This window comes from Planotetraspora sp. A-T 1434 (genome assembly GCF_025420585.1).
Taxonomy (GTDB): Bacteria; Actinomycetota; Actinomycetes; order Streptosporangiales; family Streptosporangiaceae; genus JAOEGB01.
In genome coordinates this window covers 41,407-58,501 of the sequence record NZ_JAOEGB010000029.1, presented here as the reverse complement: position 1 = coordinate 58,501, position 17,095 = coordinate 41,407, and the positions used below count along the sequence as shown (strand labels likewise).

10 protein-coding genes are annotated in these 17,095 nt (G+C 72.0%); all 10 read left to right on the top strand.

Annotation, left to right across the window (positions count from 1 at the left end; translation table 11 throughout):
- Positions 1-283: 283 nt before the first annotated feature.
- The 10 genes from lnt to N5079_RS29715 all read left to right on the top strand — a co-directional run bounded on the left by lnt (position 284) and on the right by N5079_RS29715 (position 17,078).
- On the top strand, positions 284-1,855 hold the full coding sequence (lnt, locus tag N5079_RS29760) for an apolipoprotein N-acyltransferase (protein WP_261587478.1): 1,572 nt from the start codon (positions 284-286) through the stop codon (positions 1,853-1,855).
- Positions 1,855-2,598, top strand: a complete 744-nt coding sequence (locus N5079_RS29755) for a polyprenol monophosphomannose synthase (protein WP_261587477.1) — start codon at positions 1,855-1,857, stop codon at positions 2,596-2,598. The genes lnt and N5079_RS29755 overlap by 1 nt, the downstream gene beginning before the upstream one ends.
- 157 nt (positions 2,599-2,755) lie before the next feature.
- Positions 2,756-3,325: an FxsA family protein gene (locus N5079_RS29750; protein WP_261587476.1), complete on the top strand. Its 570-nt coding sequence runs from the start codon at positions 2,756-2,758 to the stop codon at positions 3,323-3,325.
- Positions 3,326-3,449: 124 nt separating this feature from the next.
- Positions 3,450-3,857: a hypothetical protein gene (locus N5079_RS29745; protein ID WP_261587475.1), complete on the top strand. Its 408-nt coding sequence runs from the start codon at positions 3,450-3,452 to the stop codon at positions 3,855-3,857.
- A 74-nt stretch (positions 3,858-3,931) separates the two neighbouring features.
- The gene (locus N5079_RS29740) at positions 3,932-6,142 is read left to right on the top strand and encodes a hypothetical protein (RefSeq protein ID WP_261587474.1); all 2,211 of its coding nucleotides are present in this window, start codon (positions 3,932-3,934) and stop codon (positions 6,140-6,142) included.
- Entirely contained in the window at positions 6,142-8,391 is a 2,250-nt protein-coding gene (locus tag N5079_RS29735; protein WP_261587473.1) for a hypothetical protein, read from the top strand. Before N5079_RS29740 ends, N5079_RS29735 begins: the two co-directional genes overlap by 1 nt.
- 32 nt (positions 8,392-8,423) lie before the next feature.
- Positions 8,424-10,601 carry a hypothetical protein gene (locus N5079_RS29730; RefSeq protein ID WP_261587472.1) on the top strand — a complete coding sequence of 726 codons (2,178 nt, stop codon included), beginning with the start codon at positions 8,424-8,426 and terminating at the stop codon, positions 10,599-10,601.
- A 19-nt stretch (positions 10,602-10,620) separates the two neighbouring features.
- Positions 10,621-12,840, top strand: a complete 2,220-nt coding sequence (locus N5079_RS29725; protein WP_261587471.1) for a hypothetical protein — start codon at positions 10,621-10,623, stop codon at positions 12,838-12,840.
- 54 nt (positions 12,841-12,894) lie between these two features.
- On the top strand, positions 12,895-15,873 hold the full coding sequence (locus N5079_RS29720; protein WP_261587470.1) for a hypothetical protein: 2,979 nt from the start codon (positions 12,895-12,897) through the stop codon (positions 15,871-15,873).
- A 62-nt stretch (positions 15,874-15,935) separates the two neighbouring features.
- Positions 15,936-17,078, top strand: a complete 1,143-nt coding sequence (locus N5079_RS29715; protein WP_261587469.1) for a hypothetical protein — start codon at positions 15,936-15,938, stop codon at positions 17,076-17,078.
- Positions 17,079-17,095: the final 17 nt, after the last annotated feature.

The following is a 17,095-nucleotide window of genomic DNA, read 5'->3' as shown; positions in this document are numbered from 1 at the left end:
AAGCGCGCCGTGAGAGGGTCGCCGCGCCCCACTGCCCGTGACCGCGCCCCACTGCCCGTGACCGCGCGCCGCGTGCCGTGAGCCGGTCTCCGCGCCCCGCAGGCCGTACGGTGGCCCGGTTTGGCGAGCGTCGGCGCCATCTGCGAAGCTGACCCAATCGGCTGACCAATCGGCCGGCTCATTCGGCTGACCGCTCGGCTGACCCGCTCGGCCGGTCCGAGGGCGTGCCGCCGCGCATACCGGCGCCGAGAGGCCACACTCACAGGCGAGGAGAGACCGCCCCGTGGCACTGGAAGTCGCAGACGAGACGGCGTCGCCCGCCCCGGCGGCCCGCGCGTCGCTGCTGCCGCGCGCCCCGGTCCGCCTCGCCGGGTCCGTAGCGGGCGGCCTCCTGCTCTTCCTCGCCTTTCCACCGGCCGGCCTGTGGTTCTGCGCGCCCGTGGGCGTCGCCCTGCTCACCCTGGCCCTGTACGGCACCCGCCCGCGCCGGGCGGCGTGGCTCGGCTACGCCGGAGGCGCCGCGTTCCTCCTTCCGGCGCTGTCGTGGGTGCGGCCGATCGGCGACGACGCCTGGCTGGCCCTGTCCGGCGTCGAGAGCCTCTTCTGGGCGGTCCTCGCGGTCGCGGCCGTCCTGGTCATGCGGCTGGGCCTCTGGCCCCTCTGGGTGGCCTGCCTGTGGGTGGCCCAGGAATGGGCCCGAGGCGTGTTCCCCGTCGGCGGCTTCCCCTGGGCGCGGGTCGCCTTCAGCCAGGGCCGGTCGCCCTACACCGAGTACGCCGCGCTGGGCGGCGCGCCCCTGGTGACCTTCGCCGTGGTGCTGTCCGGCACGCTGCTGGCGTTCGTCGCCGTGCGGCTCCGGCCCGCGTTCCGGTGGACCCGCCCCGTCGCTGTGGCGGTCGCCGCCGCGCTGGCCGGTGCGGCGGCCCTGCCCGTGCTGGGCCTCGTCGTGCCCCGGCCGGGTGACGAGGGCAGGACGGTGCGGATCGGCATCATCCAGGGCAACGTCCCCGGCCGGGGGATGGACTTCCTCGGCGACGAGCCGGCCGTCGTCCTGCGCAACCACGCGGACGAGACCCACCGGATGGCCGAGGCCGTACGGGCCGGAAAGCTCCCCAGGCCGGACATCGTGGTCTGGCCGGAGAACTCGACCGACATCGACCCCTACCGCAGCGAGTTCGCCCGGGAGACGATCGGCTCCGCGGCTAAGGACGTCGGCGTGCCGGTCCTCGTCGGCGCCGTGGCCGCCATCGGAGACGACCACCGGGCGACCCGCGGGCTGGTGTGGGATCCGGTCACCGGTCCCGGCGCCTACTACGACAAGAGGCAGCTCGTGCCGTTCGGGGAGTACACCCCGTTCAAGGAACTGGTGCTCGCGCTGTCGTCCCGGGCGAACCTCGTGGGCCGGCAGTCGGTCCCCGGGAACGTCCCCGGTGCGCTGCGGATGGGCCCGGTCACCGTCGGGACCGTCGAGTGCTACGAGGTGGCCTTCGACGGCATCGTCCGCGACACCGTGAACGCGGGCGGCACGCCGCTGGTCGTCCAGACCAACAACGCGACGTACGCGCTGACCAACCTCCCGCCGCAGCAGCTCGCCATGTCGCAGCTGCGCGCCGTCGAGCACAACCGCGCCGTCGTGACGGCCGCCACGACCGGCATCTCGGCCTATGTCACCCCAGATGGGGAAGTGGCCTGGCGGACCGGTGAGCTCGTCCCCGGGATGAACGTGGTGACCGTGCCGATCAGGACGCGGAACACGCTGGCCGGCCAGGTAGGTGCGCTACCCGAGTGGACTTTGATACTGATGGGTGCCGGAGCGACGGTGGCGGCGATCTCATGGGCACGGAGGAAGAGCTGATGGAGCGGACTCCCGGACGGGTGCTCGTTATCGTTCCCACGTACAACGAGCGCGAGAACCTGCCATTGATCACCCGGCGGCTGCGCGAGGCGCTGCCGGACGTCCACCTCCTCGTCGCGGACGACAACAGTCCCGACGGGACCGGCCGGATAGCCGACGAGCTGGCGGAGGGGGACGACCACGTCCACGTGCTCCACCGGTCCCGGAAGCAGGGCCTGGGGGCCGCCTACATCGCCGGGTTCCAGTGGGGCCTTCGCGAGGGCTACGACGTCATCGTCGAGATGGACGCCGACGGCTCGCACCAGCCCGAGGAGCTGCACAAGCTGCTCGACGCGGTGGCCGACGGCGCCGACCTGGCGATCGGCTCCCGCTGGGTGCCGGGCGGCAAGGTCGTCAACTGGCCCGCCCACCGGGAGTTGCTGTCCCGGGGCGCCAACACCTACGTGCGTGTGATGCTCGGCATCCCCGTGCGCGACGCGACCGCCGGGTTCCGCGCCTATCGCGCGGCCACGCTGGAGAAGATCGGCTTGGACGCCGTCGAATCCCAGGGGTACTGCTTCCAGGTGGACCTCACCCTCCGGACGGTGCGGCACGGCCTGCGGGTCACCGAGGTGCCCATCACGTTCGTCGAGCGCACCATCGGCGCGAGCAAGATGAGCTTCGACGTCATCCTCGAGGCGTACTGGCGGGTCGCCGCCTGGGGCATCACCGGCCTGCCGGACCGGCTCCGCCGGAGGGGATAGCCGCTCGGGGCCCCACGAGGAACGCCCAGGGCTCCCGGAGCGTTGTCCGATTAGGGAGTGTCCCTCAGATCTTGCCGCGGCGAGGTGTCGCCTGAGCCGCGCGCGGGGCCGACGGGGATCGCGACCCCGTACGACTGCCGCGGGAGTGAGGCAAGAAATGCTGCGTGTCGGGTTGTTCCTGGCGTTCCTCGTCGTGCCGGTCCTGGAGATCTGGCTGCTGATCCGGATCGGCTCCGTCATCGGAGGCTGGCAGACCGTCGCCCTGCTGATCGCCGACAGCCTCCTCGGGGCCTGGCTGGTGCGCCGAGAGGGCAGACGGGCGTGGGCGGCGCTGCAGGGCGCCATCCGGTCCGGCCGTATGCCCGACCGCGAGCTCGCCGACGGGGCGATGATCGTGGCCGGCGGCGCGCTGCTGCTGACCCCGGGCTTCCTCACCGACGTCCTGGGGTTCTTTTTCATCCTGCCGTTCACCCGGCCGGTCGCGCGGCGCTGGTTGTCGTGGTTCTTCGGCCGCCGGGTCCGGGTGATGGCCGCCCGGTCGCCGTACGGGGCTCTGTTCGACGGAGGCGACGACTTCTACCGAGGCGACGGCTTCGGTGGCGGGGACGGTTTCGGTGGCGGGGACGGTTTCGGTGGCGGGCGGCGCGGCTCGGTGGTGCACGGCGAGGTGATCGACGGCGCGGTCGCCGACGGCGACGCGCTGGACCGGCGGCGCCGCGACGCCTGACCGCTGCCGAGCGCCGCCGTGTCCTGGAGACTCGTCCTCGCCAAGCGGTGTCCTAACCGTATCCGGCTATCCATTATCCGAGCGATCCCGTCGACGCGGGAGTATGTGAAGTAATCATGCGCCAGTGGCTGCTGTCGCTCCTGTTACGGCCACGCGCCCGTCCCGACGGTGGGGATCATCGTCGGCGCTCCCCATCTTTCTGGTCGTCGCGCTCTTCACCAGCGCGGGCGCCTCGCTGATGCGCTCACTGGCGCTCGACGCCGACCAGCGGCGCCATGAGGCCGAGGTCGCCCGCGTCGAGCTCAGCGTGGGCGACTCCGCCGTCCGGATCTCCGTACGCGACGACGGGATAGGAGGAGCCGACCCCCGGCAACGGGTCGGGCCTCGTGAGCTCAGGGACCGCGTCCAGGCGATCGGCGGCAGGATGGAGGTCACCAGTCCCGCCGGAGCCGGCACCTCGCTGGTGGCCACCGTCCCATTGGGCGCGGTCCCATTGGGCGCGGTCCCATTGGGCGCGGCCCCAATGGAGTAGGCCCCTACTCATGCGGCGCTCCCGCGTGGCCCCGCACTCTCGTCACGAGACAAGCGAACGGCGGGAGCGTGGCTGTGACGACCGACAACGGGGCGACGTCCTTCGTATTCAATCCGGGTGACAGCGATCTGGGCCTCTTCGACGCGGTCCCGGAGGCGCTCACCCGCGACGTCGAGATCGGAGACCTGTTCCGGGTGCCGGGAGGCCGGCGGCTGGGCAGGCTTGGCAGGCTGGGGACGGGCCTGGGGGAGGGGTCGCTCGGCACGGGGCTGCGGGAAGGGTCGCTCGGTCAAGATCTCGGGGCACGGCTGCCCGGCCATGACGGCCTCGCCACCGACCCGCCGGAGTTCCCCCGGCTCGACGACCCGCCGATCCTCTGGAAGGACCCTCTGCTCAACGAGGGGATCTTCTGGGTCGACCCGGACCTCCAGTGGCCGCCGGCGGTGGTCCGGCCGCCGGTCCCGACGTCGGCGCACCGGAGAGACCTGACGATCCCCATCGCGCCACGCGCCGTGCCCACCGACGGTGATCTCTTCGAGAGCCCGGACGGGAGCGTCAAGTACGCGCTGCCGCGCTACTCGCTCGCCTTCGACAAGATCGGCGTGACCGACGAGCCGCGCGTCGTCATCGCCGACCGCGACGGGACGGCCACTCTCATGCTGACCTTCGTCGAGACGCCGTCCCCCGCCGCGGGGCCCGGTGTCGCCGAGCTGCCGCACGTCATCAGCGTCTCCATGAAATACCGCGTTCCGGTGATCAGCGGCGAATCCCTCGTGCTGGAGCTGCCCTTCCCCAGCGTGCGCCTCGACGCCACGCAGACGGTCGTGACCGCCGAGATGCCGCTGACCACTCCGGGGCTGCGCCAGCAGGTCCTCGCCGCGCTCGCCTCGCTGGAGGCGGCCGTGTCCCTCGTGGTCGGCCGCGGGGTGACGGTGGGCGTGCCGACGGGGGAGACACTGGAGGACGGCCTGCCCGGCTACCGCCAGGAACGGCTACTCCTGGAATGGACCGCTCCACCGCTCCCGCTGGTCCTCTCCGAGGCCCAGCGGGAGCGGCTCGGGGGAGACGTGGGCGGCGTGCGTCCGATGGGCCGCGTCCGGGTGCCCTTCGGCGGGCGCAGCCACTCCTACTGGCAGGACCCGGCGCGTCCCGAGCGGTACTACTACCTGCCCGACCGCTTCCTCCTCGCGCGGCTCGCGAGCGCGGGCCGTCCACCGGCTCTCCGGGTGCGGGCCACGGGCGCGGCGTCCGAAGACGCGGTGCGCGTCACCATGGAGTTCTCCGCCCAGCCGGTCCTCCAGCGGGAGCGGCTGGAGGCGGCCAGGCCGATCCTGGAGCAGGAGGCCAGAGCGAAAGGCGCTTCCGGGCCGGTGCGCCTGGAGATCCTGCCGGACGCCCAGCCCGTCCTCCGGCTCGCGCTGCCCGAGGGGGGCGCCCCGTCGTCCGCCCTGACCGAACGGCCCGCGGCTGACATCGATTTAGAGCTCGGCGTCACCCACGCCGAGACGCTGGGGCTTGAGGACTTCCGCCTCGTCTACGACGCGCTCTTCGGGGCCTCGCTCAGTCTGCTCCGGGGAGAGGTGCGGGTGGGGGCGGGCGGCGGCACGCCCGACGACGTGCCGCTCGAGCTGCGCCTGGACCGCACGGCGGGCGACGTGCTCGCCCTCACCCCGACCGAGAGCTCCGCCACGCGGATCACCGCCCGCCTGGTGAACGAGATCGAGAGCCCGGTGCGCCCGGGGCGGCTCGTGGCCGTGGCGCTCTGCGGGGACCGGCGCGTCCCGCTCCGCATCGAGGGACTCCCCGGCGACGCGGTCCTGCCGGCGGGCGAGGGCGTGGACGTCCGGCTGGTGCCCGAATCGCCCCTGCCGGACGGCGGCGCCGACACGATCGCGCTCGACCAGAGCGACGCCGTGGCCGAGCCCGACCGCCAGGCCATCTGGGCGCTCGTGTTCGACCGGACCGCCCAGCCCCAGCTCACCCGGGACGTGCGGGTGGAGGCCGTCCCGGCCCTCTTCGCCGGCCCCCCAGGAGATCAGGTCGCGGTGTTCGTCGTGGTCGTGGAGCGCGGCGGCACGGTTCGGCTCACCGAGACCGAGCTCACCGCCGTCACCACCGTGCGCGTGCCGGTGCAGCCGCTGCTCACGGGCGCTCCGATCCCTCCGCTGCGCTACCGCACCGAGACGTTGTGGCAATCAGGGGGCGTCGGCGTGAGTGGATGGCGCGAGACCGACGCCACCATCCTCCTGCCCATGAAGACGGCCCCCGGGACGGGCGGTGCGTGATGACAACGCAAACCGGCCTGTCCACCGGCCTGCTCACCGGCCTGCCCGACCTCGGCGCGCCGCTCACCTCGCTGCCGGGCGCCGTCTTCCGCGGTTTCGACGACAACGGCCTGGCGGTGGCCGTACCGGACGACCTGGACCTCGAACGGCAGGCGGACGGTTCGGCGGCGCTGCTCGTGACGCTGGTCCGCGGCGACGAGCCGCCCTACGGACGGATCGAGGCCGGGTTCGCGGTCGGCACCCGCCTGCCCGAGATAGGGGCGGCCGCCGTGGCACAGGGCCAGATCATCAGGCTCGCCGAGGCCGAGGTGCGGGGAGGCGTGCTGGAGTTCACCGCCAGGCTCGGCCGCGTGGCGGAACAGGTGCTCGTCCCCGCGTTCGAGCTCGCCCCCGGCCTGCTGGCACGGGCCCGGGTCGCCGCGATCCTCTCCCCGGAAGCCGCCACGCTCGCCGCGCGGCTCGTCGAGGACGCCACGCTCCTGGTGACCGCCACGCTGCGCCTCACCCTGCGCGCGGTCGCGCCGCGACTTCCCCTGGCGGTCACCGTCGACCCGCACGACCTCGCCGTACGGCTGGCCGGGCGGGTGGGCGAGGGGGCGGCGCTCAGCCTCGAAGAGCTCGGTGAGGCCCTCGACGCCCTGCTCCCCGGGCAGCGGGAGGGACGGGCGGAGACGCTGGCACTGCGGTTGAAGGAGCTGCTGGCCCGCCCGGAGCTGTCCACGGCGATCCGCTACCGGCTGCGCTCTCCGGACGAGGTGGCGCGGGGCCAGGAGCACGTCGATCTCGCCGTGCCCACCGCCGTGCTCGTCGACCGGGTGGTCAGCCTCGACCCGTTCCTCGCGGCGCGGGCGCTATCGGGCGGGAGCCTCGACCGGCACGTGCGCCGGATCACGGTTCCCTCCCTGCCCGCCGGTCACGTCTCCGTGGAGTTCGCCGCCAACCTGCCCGAGCCGGTGTCCGGCCTGCTCGCGCTCTTCGCCGACCTGCGGGTGCCCCCCGCGCCGCCTCTACGCCCCCAGCAGGTCACCGCCGGAGCCGCCCTGGACCCGCCCGGCCGTACCGGCACGGCGCACGTCGTCCTCGCGCCCGGCGAGGAGTCGCACCTCGGTGAGTTGGGCGCCGAGGTGCGGCTGCGCGCGCTGCTCGATGTGCCGGAGGTGCCCGAGGGGGCGTCGCGGGTGCCGGGCCCGGCGGAGCTGGCCGGGCCGTGGCAACCGGCGACGGACCGGCACCTGCTGCTCGGGCCCGCCGCCTTCCCGTTGCCGTTGACGGTGGTCCGGGCGTCGGAGGCGCTGACCGCTCTGGCCGTCGCCGAGGTCGTCACGGCGGAGGGGCGGACGCCGGCGCGGCTCGACGCGGCTACGCCGCTGGCGGCCGTGCCGCGCGTGCCCGGGGACCCGCCCGCCCGCGTGGTGATCCGGCCGACCGGGCCGGGACGGACGATCGAGCTGCCTGTCGACGGGCGCGACCGGCTCGACCTCGACATCGTGACCCTGCCGGGATTCGGCGCGCACCAGGCGCGCCTCGCCTGCCGCAAGCCCCCCGTCCAGGTGGAGTGGCGGGCCGAGGGCGACGCCGGGCCGCCGCGGACCATACGGCTGCAGGGGGAGGGCGAGATCCGCTGGATCGCCACCTCCCCGTTCCAGCCCGGCGTGGTGTGGCGGGTGGCGACCGGTGGCGTTCCGGGGGCTCCGGGGCAGTGGTCCGCACCGGTCGCCCCCGCCGACGGGCTGGTCATCGCCGTCGATCCCCCCGAGGGGATCGTGCTCAACGGGGTCGAGGCCTGGCCGGACGACGCGGAGCCGGGTGTCTGGACGTACGTCCCTCCCGGGCCGTTCCTCGATCGCCTGCCGGGAGGGGGGCGGGCGATCGGCCTCGTCGAGGCGGGTGCCGTGGCGTTCCTTCAGGTCACCACCCGCCTCGACGTGCCGGACCAGGACCGGGACACCATGCGCCGGGGGCTGCCCGCCGGGTCCGATCTCCGCCCCGCGCCGGTGACCGTACGGCGGGTCGCCGTGGAGGTCAGGACGCCGGACGGCGGCTGGGCTCCCGTCGCCGAGGGCACCAGCTCAGGCCTCCCGCCCTGGACCACCGCGCTGTCCGCCACGCTCGACGCCGCCCAGGCGGCGGCGGTCAAGGCCGCGCTGGGAGGAGCCAGGGATCGGCTCCGCCTGGTCGGCGAGCTGACCGCGCCAGCGGGCGTCACGGTGCGGACCCGGGACGTCGCCGACCTGCTCGAAATCCAGTGACCCCAAGAAGCGATCCATAACAGGAGGAATCCATGCTTCTGCTCCAAGGAGCCATCGACCTGCCCGAGGCGACCGCCTATCTGGACGACGGCGACGACCTCCGGTTCCACATCCTGCCGAAGGTGCCGATCCTGCGGCGCGAGGCCGGCAAGGCCGTCTTCAAGTTCGTGAAGTACCGCACGCTCAAGCCGCTGGCCAGCGGCGACGTGGGGGCCGCGCTCGTCTTCATGGACATCGAGCTGGCGCTCACCGACCAGCAGGAGCAGACGGTGCGCGGGAAGCTGGCCCAGATGATCACCGCCCGCCGCGGCCCCGGCGCGCAGCCGGTGGACCCGAACCAGCTCATCCTCACCAAACCCCAGGTCTCCACGGCCGACGTCACGGTCGAGGTGCTCGCCGCCAGCGGCGACCTCGTCCAGAGGGTCAACAACGCGGGCAAGCCGTCCATGTACGGCAACAACGTCGTGGCGATCTCGGCGGAGCTCACCCAGTTCGGCGCGCCCGTCTTCGAGGCCGTGATGAGCAGCCAGGGGGCCGGCGGCGTCCGGGTGGTGTACGACCTGACCTTCGCCGCCCGGATGCCCCCGGTGCGGGCCGTCGGCACCTGGGTCGCGACCAAGTTCTACAACTTCGTCCAGGAGGTCGACTTCGAGGAGAACTTCTGGTCGGAGGACGACTTCAGCGAGCACGTCACCGAGATCTTCAGGAACTCCGAGTCCCGGGTCGTGGAGGTCGACCCCGGCGCACTGCCGAACGGCGACCCCGAGACCGCCAAGCTGCTCGACATAGTGCGCGGGTCGGTCGAGCGGCAGCTCGACGAGGCGGTCAAGCGCAACCTGCTGGAGGCCGTCCCGCCGGAGAACCGCGACTTCTCGAAGGTCCGCGACGACGACTTCGAGAACATCAAGCGGAGCGTCATGGTGGACAAGCGGTCGGACGTCCACATCGAGGTCAAGGAGAACCAGGTCACCACCGTCGAGGTGCACCCGCAGGCCAACATGCAGTCGCTCGTGAGCCAGGGGTTCACCTGGACCGACTACTCGATGGAGGTGGACCTCGACGACCCGTTCTTCCGCCAGCTCAACCTCACGATCCAGGTGAACGCGGACTTCGTCGAGCTGCCGATCTTCAGCGTGGACGTGAAGATCGATTACCCGCCGCACACCAGGGACCACGGCATCCAGACCTTCGGCTTCCGCAAGGCCGACGACGTTGGGAAGTTCAACGCCTTCATCAGCGGCGGCTCGACGAAGTTCAAGTACCAGTACGTCGTTAACTACAAGGGCGAGAGCCGGGTGTTCACCTCCGAATGGATCGAGGACGACACCAACGACCTGAAGATCAACGTGGACGAGCTGGGCCTGTGGCTGGTCGACATCGAAGTGGGCGACATGAACTTCGACCAGGTCACCCGCGCCGTCCTCACGCTGGAGCACCCCGAGGTCGCCCCCGGAGTGCCGCCGGTGAACCGCTTCCAGATCGACAAGGACACCAAGAAGGCCACGGTCAAGGAGCTGCTGCTGAAGCCGGTCCAGCCGTACGGCGGCTCGATCAAGTACTTCATGCAGGACGGCCGGGAGTACGTCAAGGAGCTGACCGGGCTCAAAGGGCAGCGGTTCTACGTCGACGACCCCTTCTCCGCGACGCGGACGGTCCAGCTCCGCACCCGGGGCGACTTCGATCGGCGGATCGACACGATCTTCGTCGACCTGTCGTACGCCGACGACGGCAACGACTACCGGCAGTCGACGTCCATCGCGCTGCAGAAGGACAAGCGCTTCTTCGACTGGTCGTTCCCCGTCATCGACGAGCGCCAGGGAGCGGTCACCTACCGCGCCATCACCACCTTCCGGGACGGCACGTCCACCGACAGCGGCGACCTGCCGATCACGGGCAAGACGCTGCTGCTCGGCGAGGAGTCGGTGACGCTGAGCGTCAAGATCGTCCCCGACCTCATCGACTGGACCCTCGTGAAGCTGGCCACCGTCGAGATCCACTACACCGACCCCGGCCACGGCATCGACGAGCGCGGCAGCTTCACCTTCCGCAAGCCCGGCAACGAGCAGCTCTTCGAGCTGGCCATCCAGGACAAGACCCAGAAGAGCTACACGTGGAAGGCGAAGTTCTTCATGGCCGACGGAAGCCGCAAGGAGATCGAGTCCCCGGGACCGGTCACGGACGCGGACCTGATCATCGAGCTCCCCGCCTGACCGGAAAGGACCCCCGGCCATGCTCTTCGAGGCACCGCCGTACTATCTGATCGACGGCGTGTCGATCATGCGGGACCATCTGGACCCGCTGCAGTTCTACTACCTGCCGCTCGCGCCGCGGTTCGTGACCAGGACCGACGGCGGGATCGAGGCCCCCGAGTTCCTTCTCATCAAGTTCAGGTCGGCGACGCGCAACGGGGGCTTCGCCGAGTTCGACGTCGACCTCGGCATGTCCGCCGACCGGCTGGAGACCGTGCGGCGCGAGCTCCAGCGGCTCGCCGGCGTATCCGAGCCGCCGCGGCTCGCTCCGGTGCCCGTCATCGACGGCTCGGTGAAGCTCATGATCTTCGGGGAGACGGGCGACGGGGGCGGCCCGGGGTTCGTGCGGGCCGTACGGCACGCCGCCAAGCCCGCGCTGTACGGCGACAACCGCGCGGCGTTCTCCGTCGAACTGGACGAGCGGGGGGTCACGATCCTCGACCAGGCCATGGCCGGGGAGCTGGCGCCGATCGGCGTCGTCTACAGCCTCGACTACCTGGCCCTCCGGCCCGCCTACCATGTGCGCCTCACGATCGACTGGGACCGGACCCAGGAGATCCTCGACGAGACGTTCGGCCACGAGGGCCAGTTCACCGACATCCAGATCCAGAACGTCATGGAGCGCCTGGAGGACGAGAGGGCCATCCGGTTCGAGGTCGACACCACCGTTCCCGAGGACGACGAGACCGGCACCCTCCTGGAGCGCAGGGACGCGGCGGCCGCCCGCGCCCGCGACATGATCACCGACGCCTTCTTCGAGAGCTCGCTCGACCCGCTCCGGCAGCCGCCGGACGGCTGGGACAAGGCGCGCGAGGTCATCAAGTCGTTCTCGCCGGAGCGCACCACGCCGCTCGGCGTCTTCACCTACAAGAAGACGCACTACACCCGGATCGACGCCAAGCGGCTCGACGCCGACTTCTCCGAACGGACGACCGCCCGGCGGACCATCTACCCGCAGGGCCATCTCGACGGCCTGTTCCGCGTCTTCGGCGCGGGCCTCGACCGCGGCCGGCTCGTGCTGCAGATCGACGCCGACGACCCCTGGTTCCAGCGCCGAAAGGTGCAGGTGATCTCCCAGGCCGACTTCGCCCACGACCCGGTCCGCTCGATCACCGCCACGCTGACCTACCACGGGCAGACCAAGACGGTGCGGCTCGACTCGGCCACGCCGGCGGGCGAGGCGCAGTGGCCGTCGGCCATCGTGGACGGGCGGCTCATCGAGCCGGTCGATCTCAGCTTCCTCGTGGACCTGAAGCCGGCCGACGCGGGGGAGCGGCCGGGCAAACTCGTCTCCGGCGTCACCCAGGTCCTCGGTGAGACCGAGGGCATCGAGCCGCGCGACCTGTACTCCCTGGAGACCATCCCCGTCCTGCCCCTGCCGGCCTTCCCCTGGGATCGCTACCCGCAGGTCGAGGTGCAGCTCCGCTACGACGACCCGGCCCACCAGATCCGGCAGGACGATCTCATACGGCTCACCTCCGACAAGCCGGCCGGGGAGTGGCAGCGCTTCCTCGTCGGCCCGCCCGCGGGCCCCGTCATGGCGCGGCTCACCTACCGGGCGGCCGACCACCGGGACCACGTCACGCCGTTCGCCCCGCTCACCCGGCCGCAGGTCGACGTCCCCGACCCGTTCCCCCGGCGGCTCAAGGTCAGCGTCGTCGCCGCGCTCAACTTCGACCAGGTCGACAGGGCGTGGGTCGATTTCGTCTACGACGATCCGGCCAACGGGATCCACGCGGAGGACTCGATCGAGGTCGTCTCCGGGCAGACGCCGCGGCCGTTCGCCGCCGACCGGGTCGATCCCACCGTCAACCAGACGCGCTACCGCATCACGATCCTGATGAAGGACGGCACAGTATTCGAGGGGCCGTGGTCCACCACCCTGGCGAGCCGCGTCTTCGTCCGGGCCGACCTGCGCGGCCACCGGGCGGTGACCCTGCGGTCCCCGGCCGACTTCGCCGCCAAGGGGCTGGAGCGCATCCACGTCGACGCCCGCGCGAAGGACGAGGTCGCCGGGCTGTCCTTCGAGGACGCCGTCGACTTCACCGCGGCGGACGCCACGGCCGTGTTCGAGTTCGACTTCGCGGCCGCCGACGCCTACGAGCTCAGGGTCCGCCGGTTCTTCCGCAACGGGCTCACGGCCGAGCAGGACTGGCGGCGCTTCGACCAGGACAACGTCACCATTGCCGCCAATCCCTGAACGCCGCCAATGCCCCGAAACGCCGCCAATCCCCAGACCAGGAGGGACCACCCAATGCTCCAGCTCGGATCGGGCACGTTCGACGTCGACGGCGTGACGGTCTTCCGCGACCACGCGGACGAGACCCAGTTCTGGTATCTCGCGACCCAGGTCGCGCTCGGACGGCGGCCGGACGGCAGCGCCGCGTTCAGCTTCATCAAGTATCGCCCCGAGGTCGCCGACGCCGGGGTGGACGGCGGCGGGTTCCTGATGTTCGAGTCGGTCGTCGAGTTGCCCGAGGCCACCCGCCGCAAGATCATGGGCCGGATCGGCGCGCTCGTCCGGAACGGCGTGCCCAACCTCGCCCCCGCGCCGATCGAGCGGGGCACCGTACGCTGCGTCGCCCTCAACCTGGAAGGCTCCGGCGGCGCCGTGGCCGCGGACCCGCCGCCCGGCGGCTTCACCGCCGTGACCAAGATCCTCGGGGCCACCAAGCCGTCCCTCGCCGGCGCGGAGACCGCGGCGTTCTCCCTGGTCCTGGACAAGGAAGGGGCCATCATCCTGGAGCAGGCCTTCGCCCAGGGCCTCACCCCGGTCGGGATCGTCTACGAGCTGGAGTACTCCGGGCTCACCCCCGACGTCCACGTGGAGATCACGGCCGACTTCGAGCGCATATACACCCACTTCTCGGCCAACCTGGAAGCCCAGATCTACTGGGTGCGGGCCGGCATCGACGCCGGGTTCGAGAAGCTCGTCCAGGACGGGGCCATTCAGATCAAGGTCATCGACTTCGACGGCGCGCCCGACCGCGAGGCCAAGGAGAAGTGGGCCCTCGACTTCTTCAAGAACGACCTGCTCGCGAAGTGGTTCGAGCCCTCCCTCGACCTGGGGCAGCTCAAGGGCGCGGGCCAGCCGGAGGGGCTCGACGCGGTCCTCGACCGGCTCAAGAAGCTCCGCCCGGGCGGTACGGCGGGCAGCCCCGGCTCACCTACCACGGCGGGACAGCCGCCCACCGGGACGACCACTCCAGGGACGCCTTCCGCAGGCACTCGGGGGACGCACACGGCCACGGCCTCCGCCGGGACGCTTCCGGCCGCGACTCTCACGGTCAACGCGACGACGCCCTCGCCCCTGCCGGGCGGTTACGGCCTGTCCCTCGTGCCGGGGTCGGCCGGCCCGTCCGAGACGCTGCGCGTCGAGGGCCCGGCGGGTGCGGTCGTGACGGTGGGCGGGCAGTTGGAGGTGGCGGACGCGGACGGCACGGTCGCCGTCACCGTGCCCGCCGGTGCCAGCCTCCCCGTGACCGTGAACTGGCCCGCCTCGCCACCCGTCGACGAGACCTTCATCCTGGGGTTCACCTTCGACCAGCCGCACGAGCAGGGCTTCTCCCCTAGCCCGGCCAACCCCGTCTTCACGTCCTACCTGCTCGGCAATCCCGCACCCCCGGATCCGCGCTTCTCGCAGAGCACCGCTCCCGGCAGGACGCCGCCGCCGTCGGGAGCGGCGGCGCTGCGGGAGTGGCTCGACCAGCGCCTCCTGCCGCCGAAGAACGTCTCCGTCGTCGCCCACGCCAGCTTCGAGGGCGACAGCGATCCGGCCAAGGTCGCGTTCAACCAGCGGCTGTCCGAGCGGCGCCTGGCCATCGCGCGGGGCCTCATCGCCAACCGCGCCATGATCGTGACGAGCGAGGCGCGGGGCTTCTCGCGGGCGCAGGCCGCCGGGCGCGTCGGCCGTGACGAGGACCGCGTCGCCGAGGTCACCGGAAAGGTGCCCGGCCGCGATCCCGCCGTGTCCATCCAGGCCACACTCGCACGCCAGCCGGTCCCGACGCCGCCTCCCACTCCCACGCCGACCCCGACTCCCACCCCGACGCCGACTCCCACCCCGACGCCTACTCCGACTCCCACGCCGACCCCGACCACGGGCGACGGCGGAATCCCGGCCCTGGTGTCGTTCCGCCTCAAGCTCGTGCGGCAGGAGGAGCGGAAGAAGCTCACGATCGTGTACGACCGCAAGAAGGCGGTGACCCGGACCTACGCGCCACAGGGGTTCATCGGTCTCCTGCTGGACCAGCTTCCCGACAAGGCCGCCCATTTCATCTCTGTCGACCTGGACGACCCGTTCTTCCGTGAGCTCCACGTCGACGTCGGCACCCCGGTCGACTTCCAGCGGATCGGCCTCTTCGCCACCGATGTGACGATCGACTACGGAGATCCGGCCGACGCGCAGAACCATCGCCACGCCGAGTTCCGGCTCACGGCGACGGACCCGGGGCCGAAGCGGTTCACCACCTTCCTCGACCAGGCGCACGACATCGGCTTCCGCGTCGGCCTCCAGCACCATTTCCGCGCGGACTCCGGCTGGGTGGGGGAGAGGCTCAGCTACGACATCGCCCCACGGCCCAGCACGGACCGCACGCTCACGGTGGACCCGGACGACGACCTGGGCTTCCTCGAGGTGCAGATCTTCCCGAACCGGATCGACGCCGGGATCGTCGACGCCATCGACGTCGAGATGTCCTACGACGACGGCGCGGCGTTCCAGCGGCACGACGTGTTCCGGGTGGTCCCCGGCGGTCCTGGCGGTCCTGGCGGTCCTGGCGGTCCCGGCGGTCTCGGCGGCGCGCCCCAGCTCTGGAGGCTCCGGCTCACCCGCCCCGACCGGCGCGGGTGGACCGCCCGGTTGACGCATCACCTGAAGAACGGCACGGCGCGGACCACGGGGCCGATCAGCGGCGACGCCTCGTTCCTCCCCGTGGACGACCCGTTCGTGGACGCGCTCGACATCCGGGCCATCCCGCTCTTCGCCCCCGGCACGGTGCAGGTCGCCTTCCTCGACATCGACTACGACGACCCGGGCAACGCCTACCGCCGCAGCGAGCGGCTGGAGATCCCGGGGACCGCCACCGAGCCCGTCCCCTTGCGGATCGCGCTGCTGAACGCGGGCCTGCGCACCTTCCGCCGCCGCGTGACCATCGTCACCAAGGACGGCCATCTGGTCCAGGAGGCGCCCGTAGACGGAACGGAGACGCTCATCCCCATCGGCGTGGCGTGATGGAGCGGTCTCGGACTCCCGGACGAGGCGGTGGTCCGGTGCGATCAGGGCCGTCTGACGAGGTGACTGGCGAAGAGGTGGCCGGGCAAGAGGCGGCGGGGGAAGAGGTCCGGGCGCGGCGCCGCAGTGAGATAAGGCGGGCGGTGGAGGGCTTGGTCGGCGAGGCGACCGGTCTCGGGGTCCTTCCGCCGCATCTCGATGCCGCCGTCGGACGACTTGAGGCCGGCGCGTGGCCAGAGGTGGCCGCGCGGTGGAGCCGTCTCACGCCGTCCGGCTTCCCCGTCGAGTTGACGGTCGGCGCCGCCGACGGCTGTCTCCGCTGGACGGCCGAGATCGCCGGGCCGGAGGTCGCCGGCTCGTGGCGCCTGCCCCTGACGGTCGCACTGCTGGCGGCTTGCGGCCAGGCGCCCGATCCGGCGCTCGCCGAGGAACTGGAGCGGCTGCAGGCCGGTGCCGATTTGCGCTTCGGCGCCTGGCTCGGCGGCCGGGAGGCGCTCCCCGGGCTGCCCGGGCTCACGCCCGAGGAGTCGTCCGATGGTGTGTCTCGGCCCAAGCCCGAGGAGTACGGCGGGCCGTACCGGCTTGAGGCCGACCAGGCGCTCAGCGGGGCAGCGCGGCTCAAGGTGTACGCCGAAATGCCATCGCGGGAGAGCGGCGGCCCAGTCATGAGGAACGAGCGCCTCCCCGAATGGCTGCCGGTGCCCGCCCGGGTGACGGCGGCCTGGGGGCTTCTCCCGCCCGGCAGCCGGTTCCGCATGCTGGGCATCGAGCCCGCGCGGAGCCGGACCGAGACGTACGCCCGCCTGCCCTCGATCGACGCGCTCGCGCTGCTGCCCTTCCTGCACGCCATAGGGCACACCTCGGCCCTGACCGCCCTGGAGAGGGATCTCGTGGACGGCCTGCGGCGGCTGCGGGGGCGGAGGCTGGGGCTGAGCGTCGCCTGGGGGCCCGGCGGCCGGATCGAGACGGCTCTGTTCGCGTCCGCCCGCTCGCTCTTCCCCACCGACCCGGCGATGCTCACCCGCCTGGTGCCCGAAGCGGGCAGATCCGGCCGCCCGCGCGAGGCGTCGCGCACCGGGCTCGTCACGCTCGGCCTCGATTCCGGGGGAGGGCCGTTGCGAGCCACCGTCGGGCTCTCGCCCGCCGTGAAGCCCGCCGTGAAGCCCGCCGTAAAGAGCGACGCAAGAGCCCGCCGTACGGCATGAGCGTTGAAATCTGTTAT

What these genes read in the sequence shown, in the direction of transcription:
- N5079_RS29730 (WP_261587472.1), top strand. Translation starts at nt 8,424, where the DNA reads ATGCTTCTGCTCCAAGGAGCCATCGACCTGCCCGAGGCGACCGCCTAT.
- N5079_RS29755 (WP_261587477.1), top strand. Translation starts at nt 1,855, where the DNA reads ATGGAGCGGACTCCCGGACGGGTGCTCGTTATCGTTCCCACGTACAAC.
- N5079_RS29720 (WP_261587470.1), top strand. Translation starts at nt 12,895, where the DNA reads ATGCTCCAGCTCGGATCGGGCACGTTCGACGTCGACGGCGTGACGGTC.
- N5079_RS29735 (WP_261587473.1), top strand. Translation starts at nt 6,142, where the DNA reads ATGACAACGCAAACCGGCCTGTCCACCGGCCTGCTCACCGGCCTGCCC.
- N5079_RS29725 (WP_261587471.1), top strand. Translation starts at nt 10,621, where the DNA reads ATGCTCTTCGAGGCACCGCCGTACTATCTGATCGACGGCGTGTCGATC.
- N5079_RS29750 (WP_261587476.1), top strand. Translation starts at nt 2,756, where the DNA reads ATGCTGCGTGTCGGGTTGTTCCTGGCGTTCCTCGTCGTGCCGGTCCTG.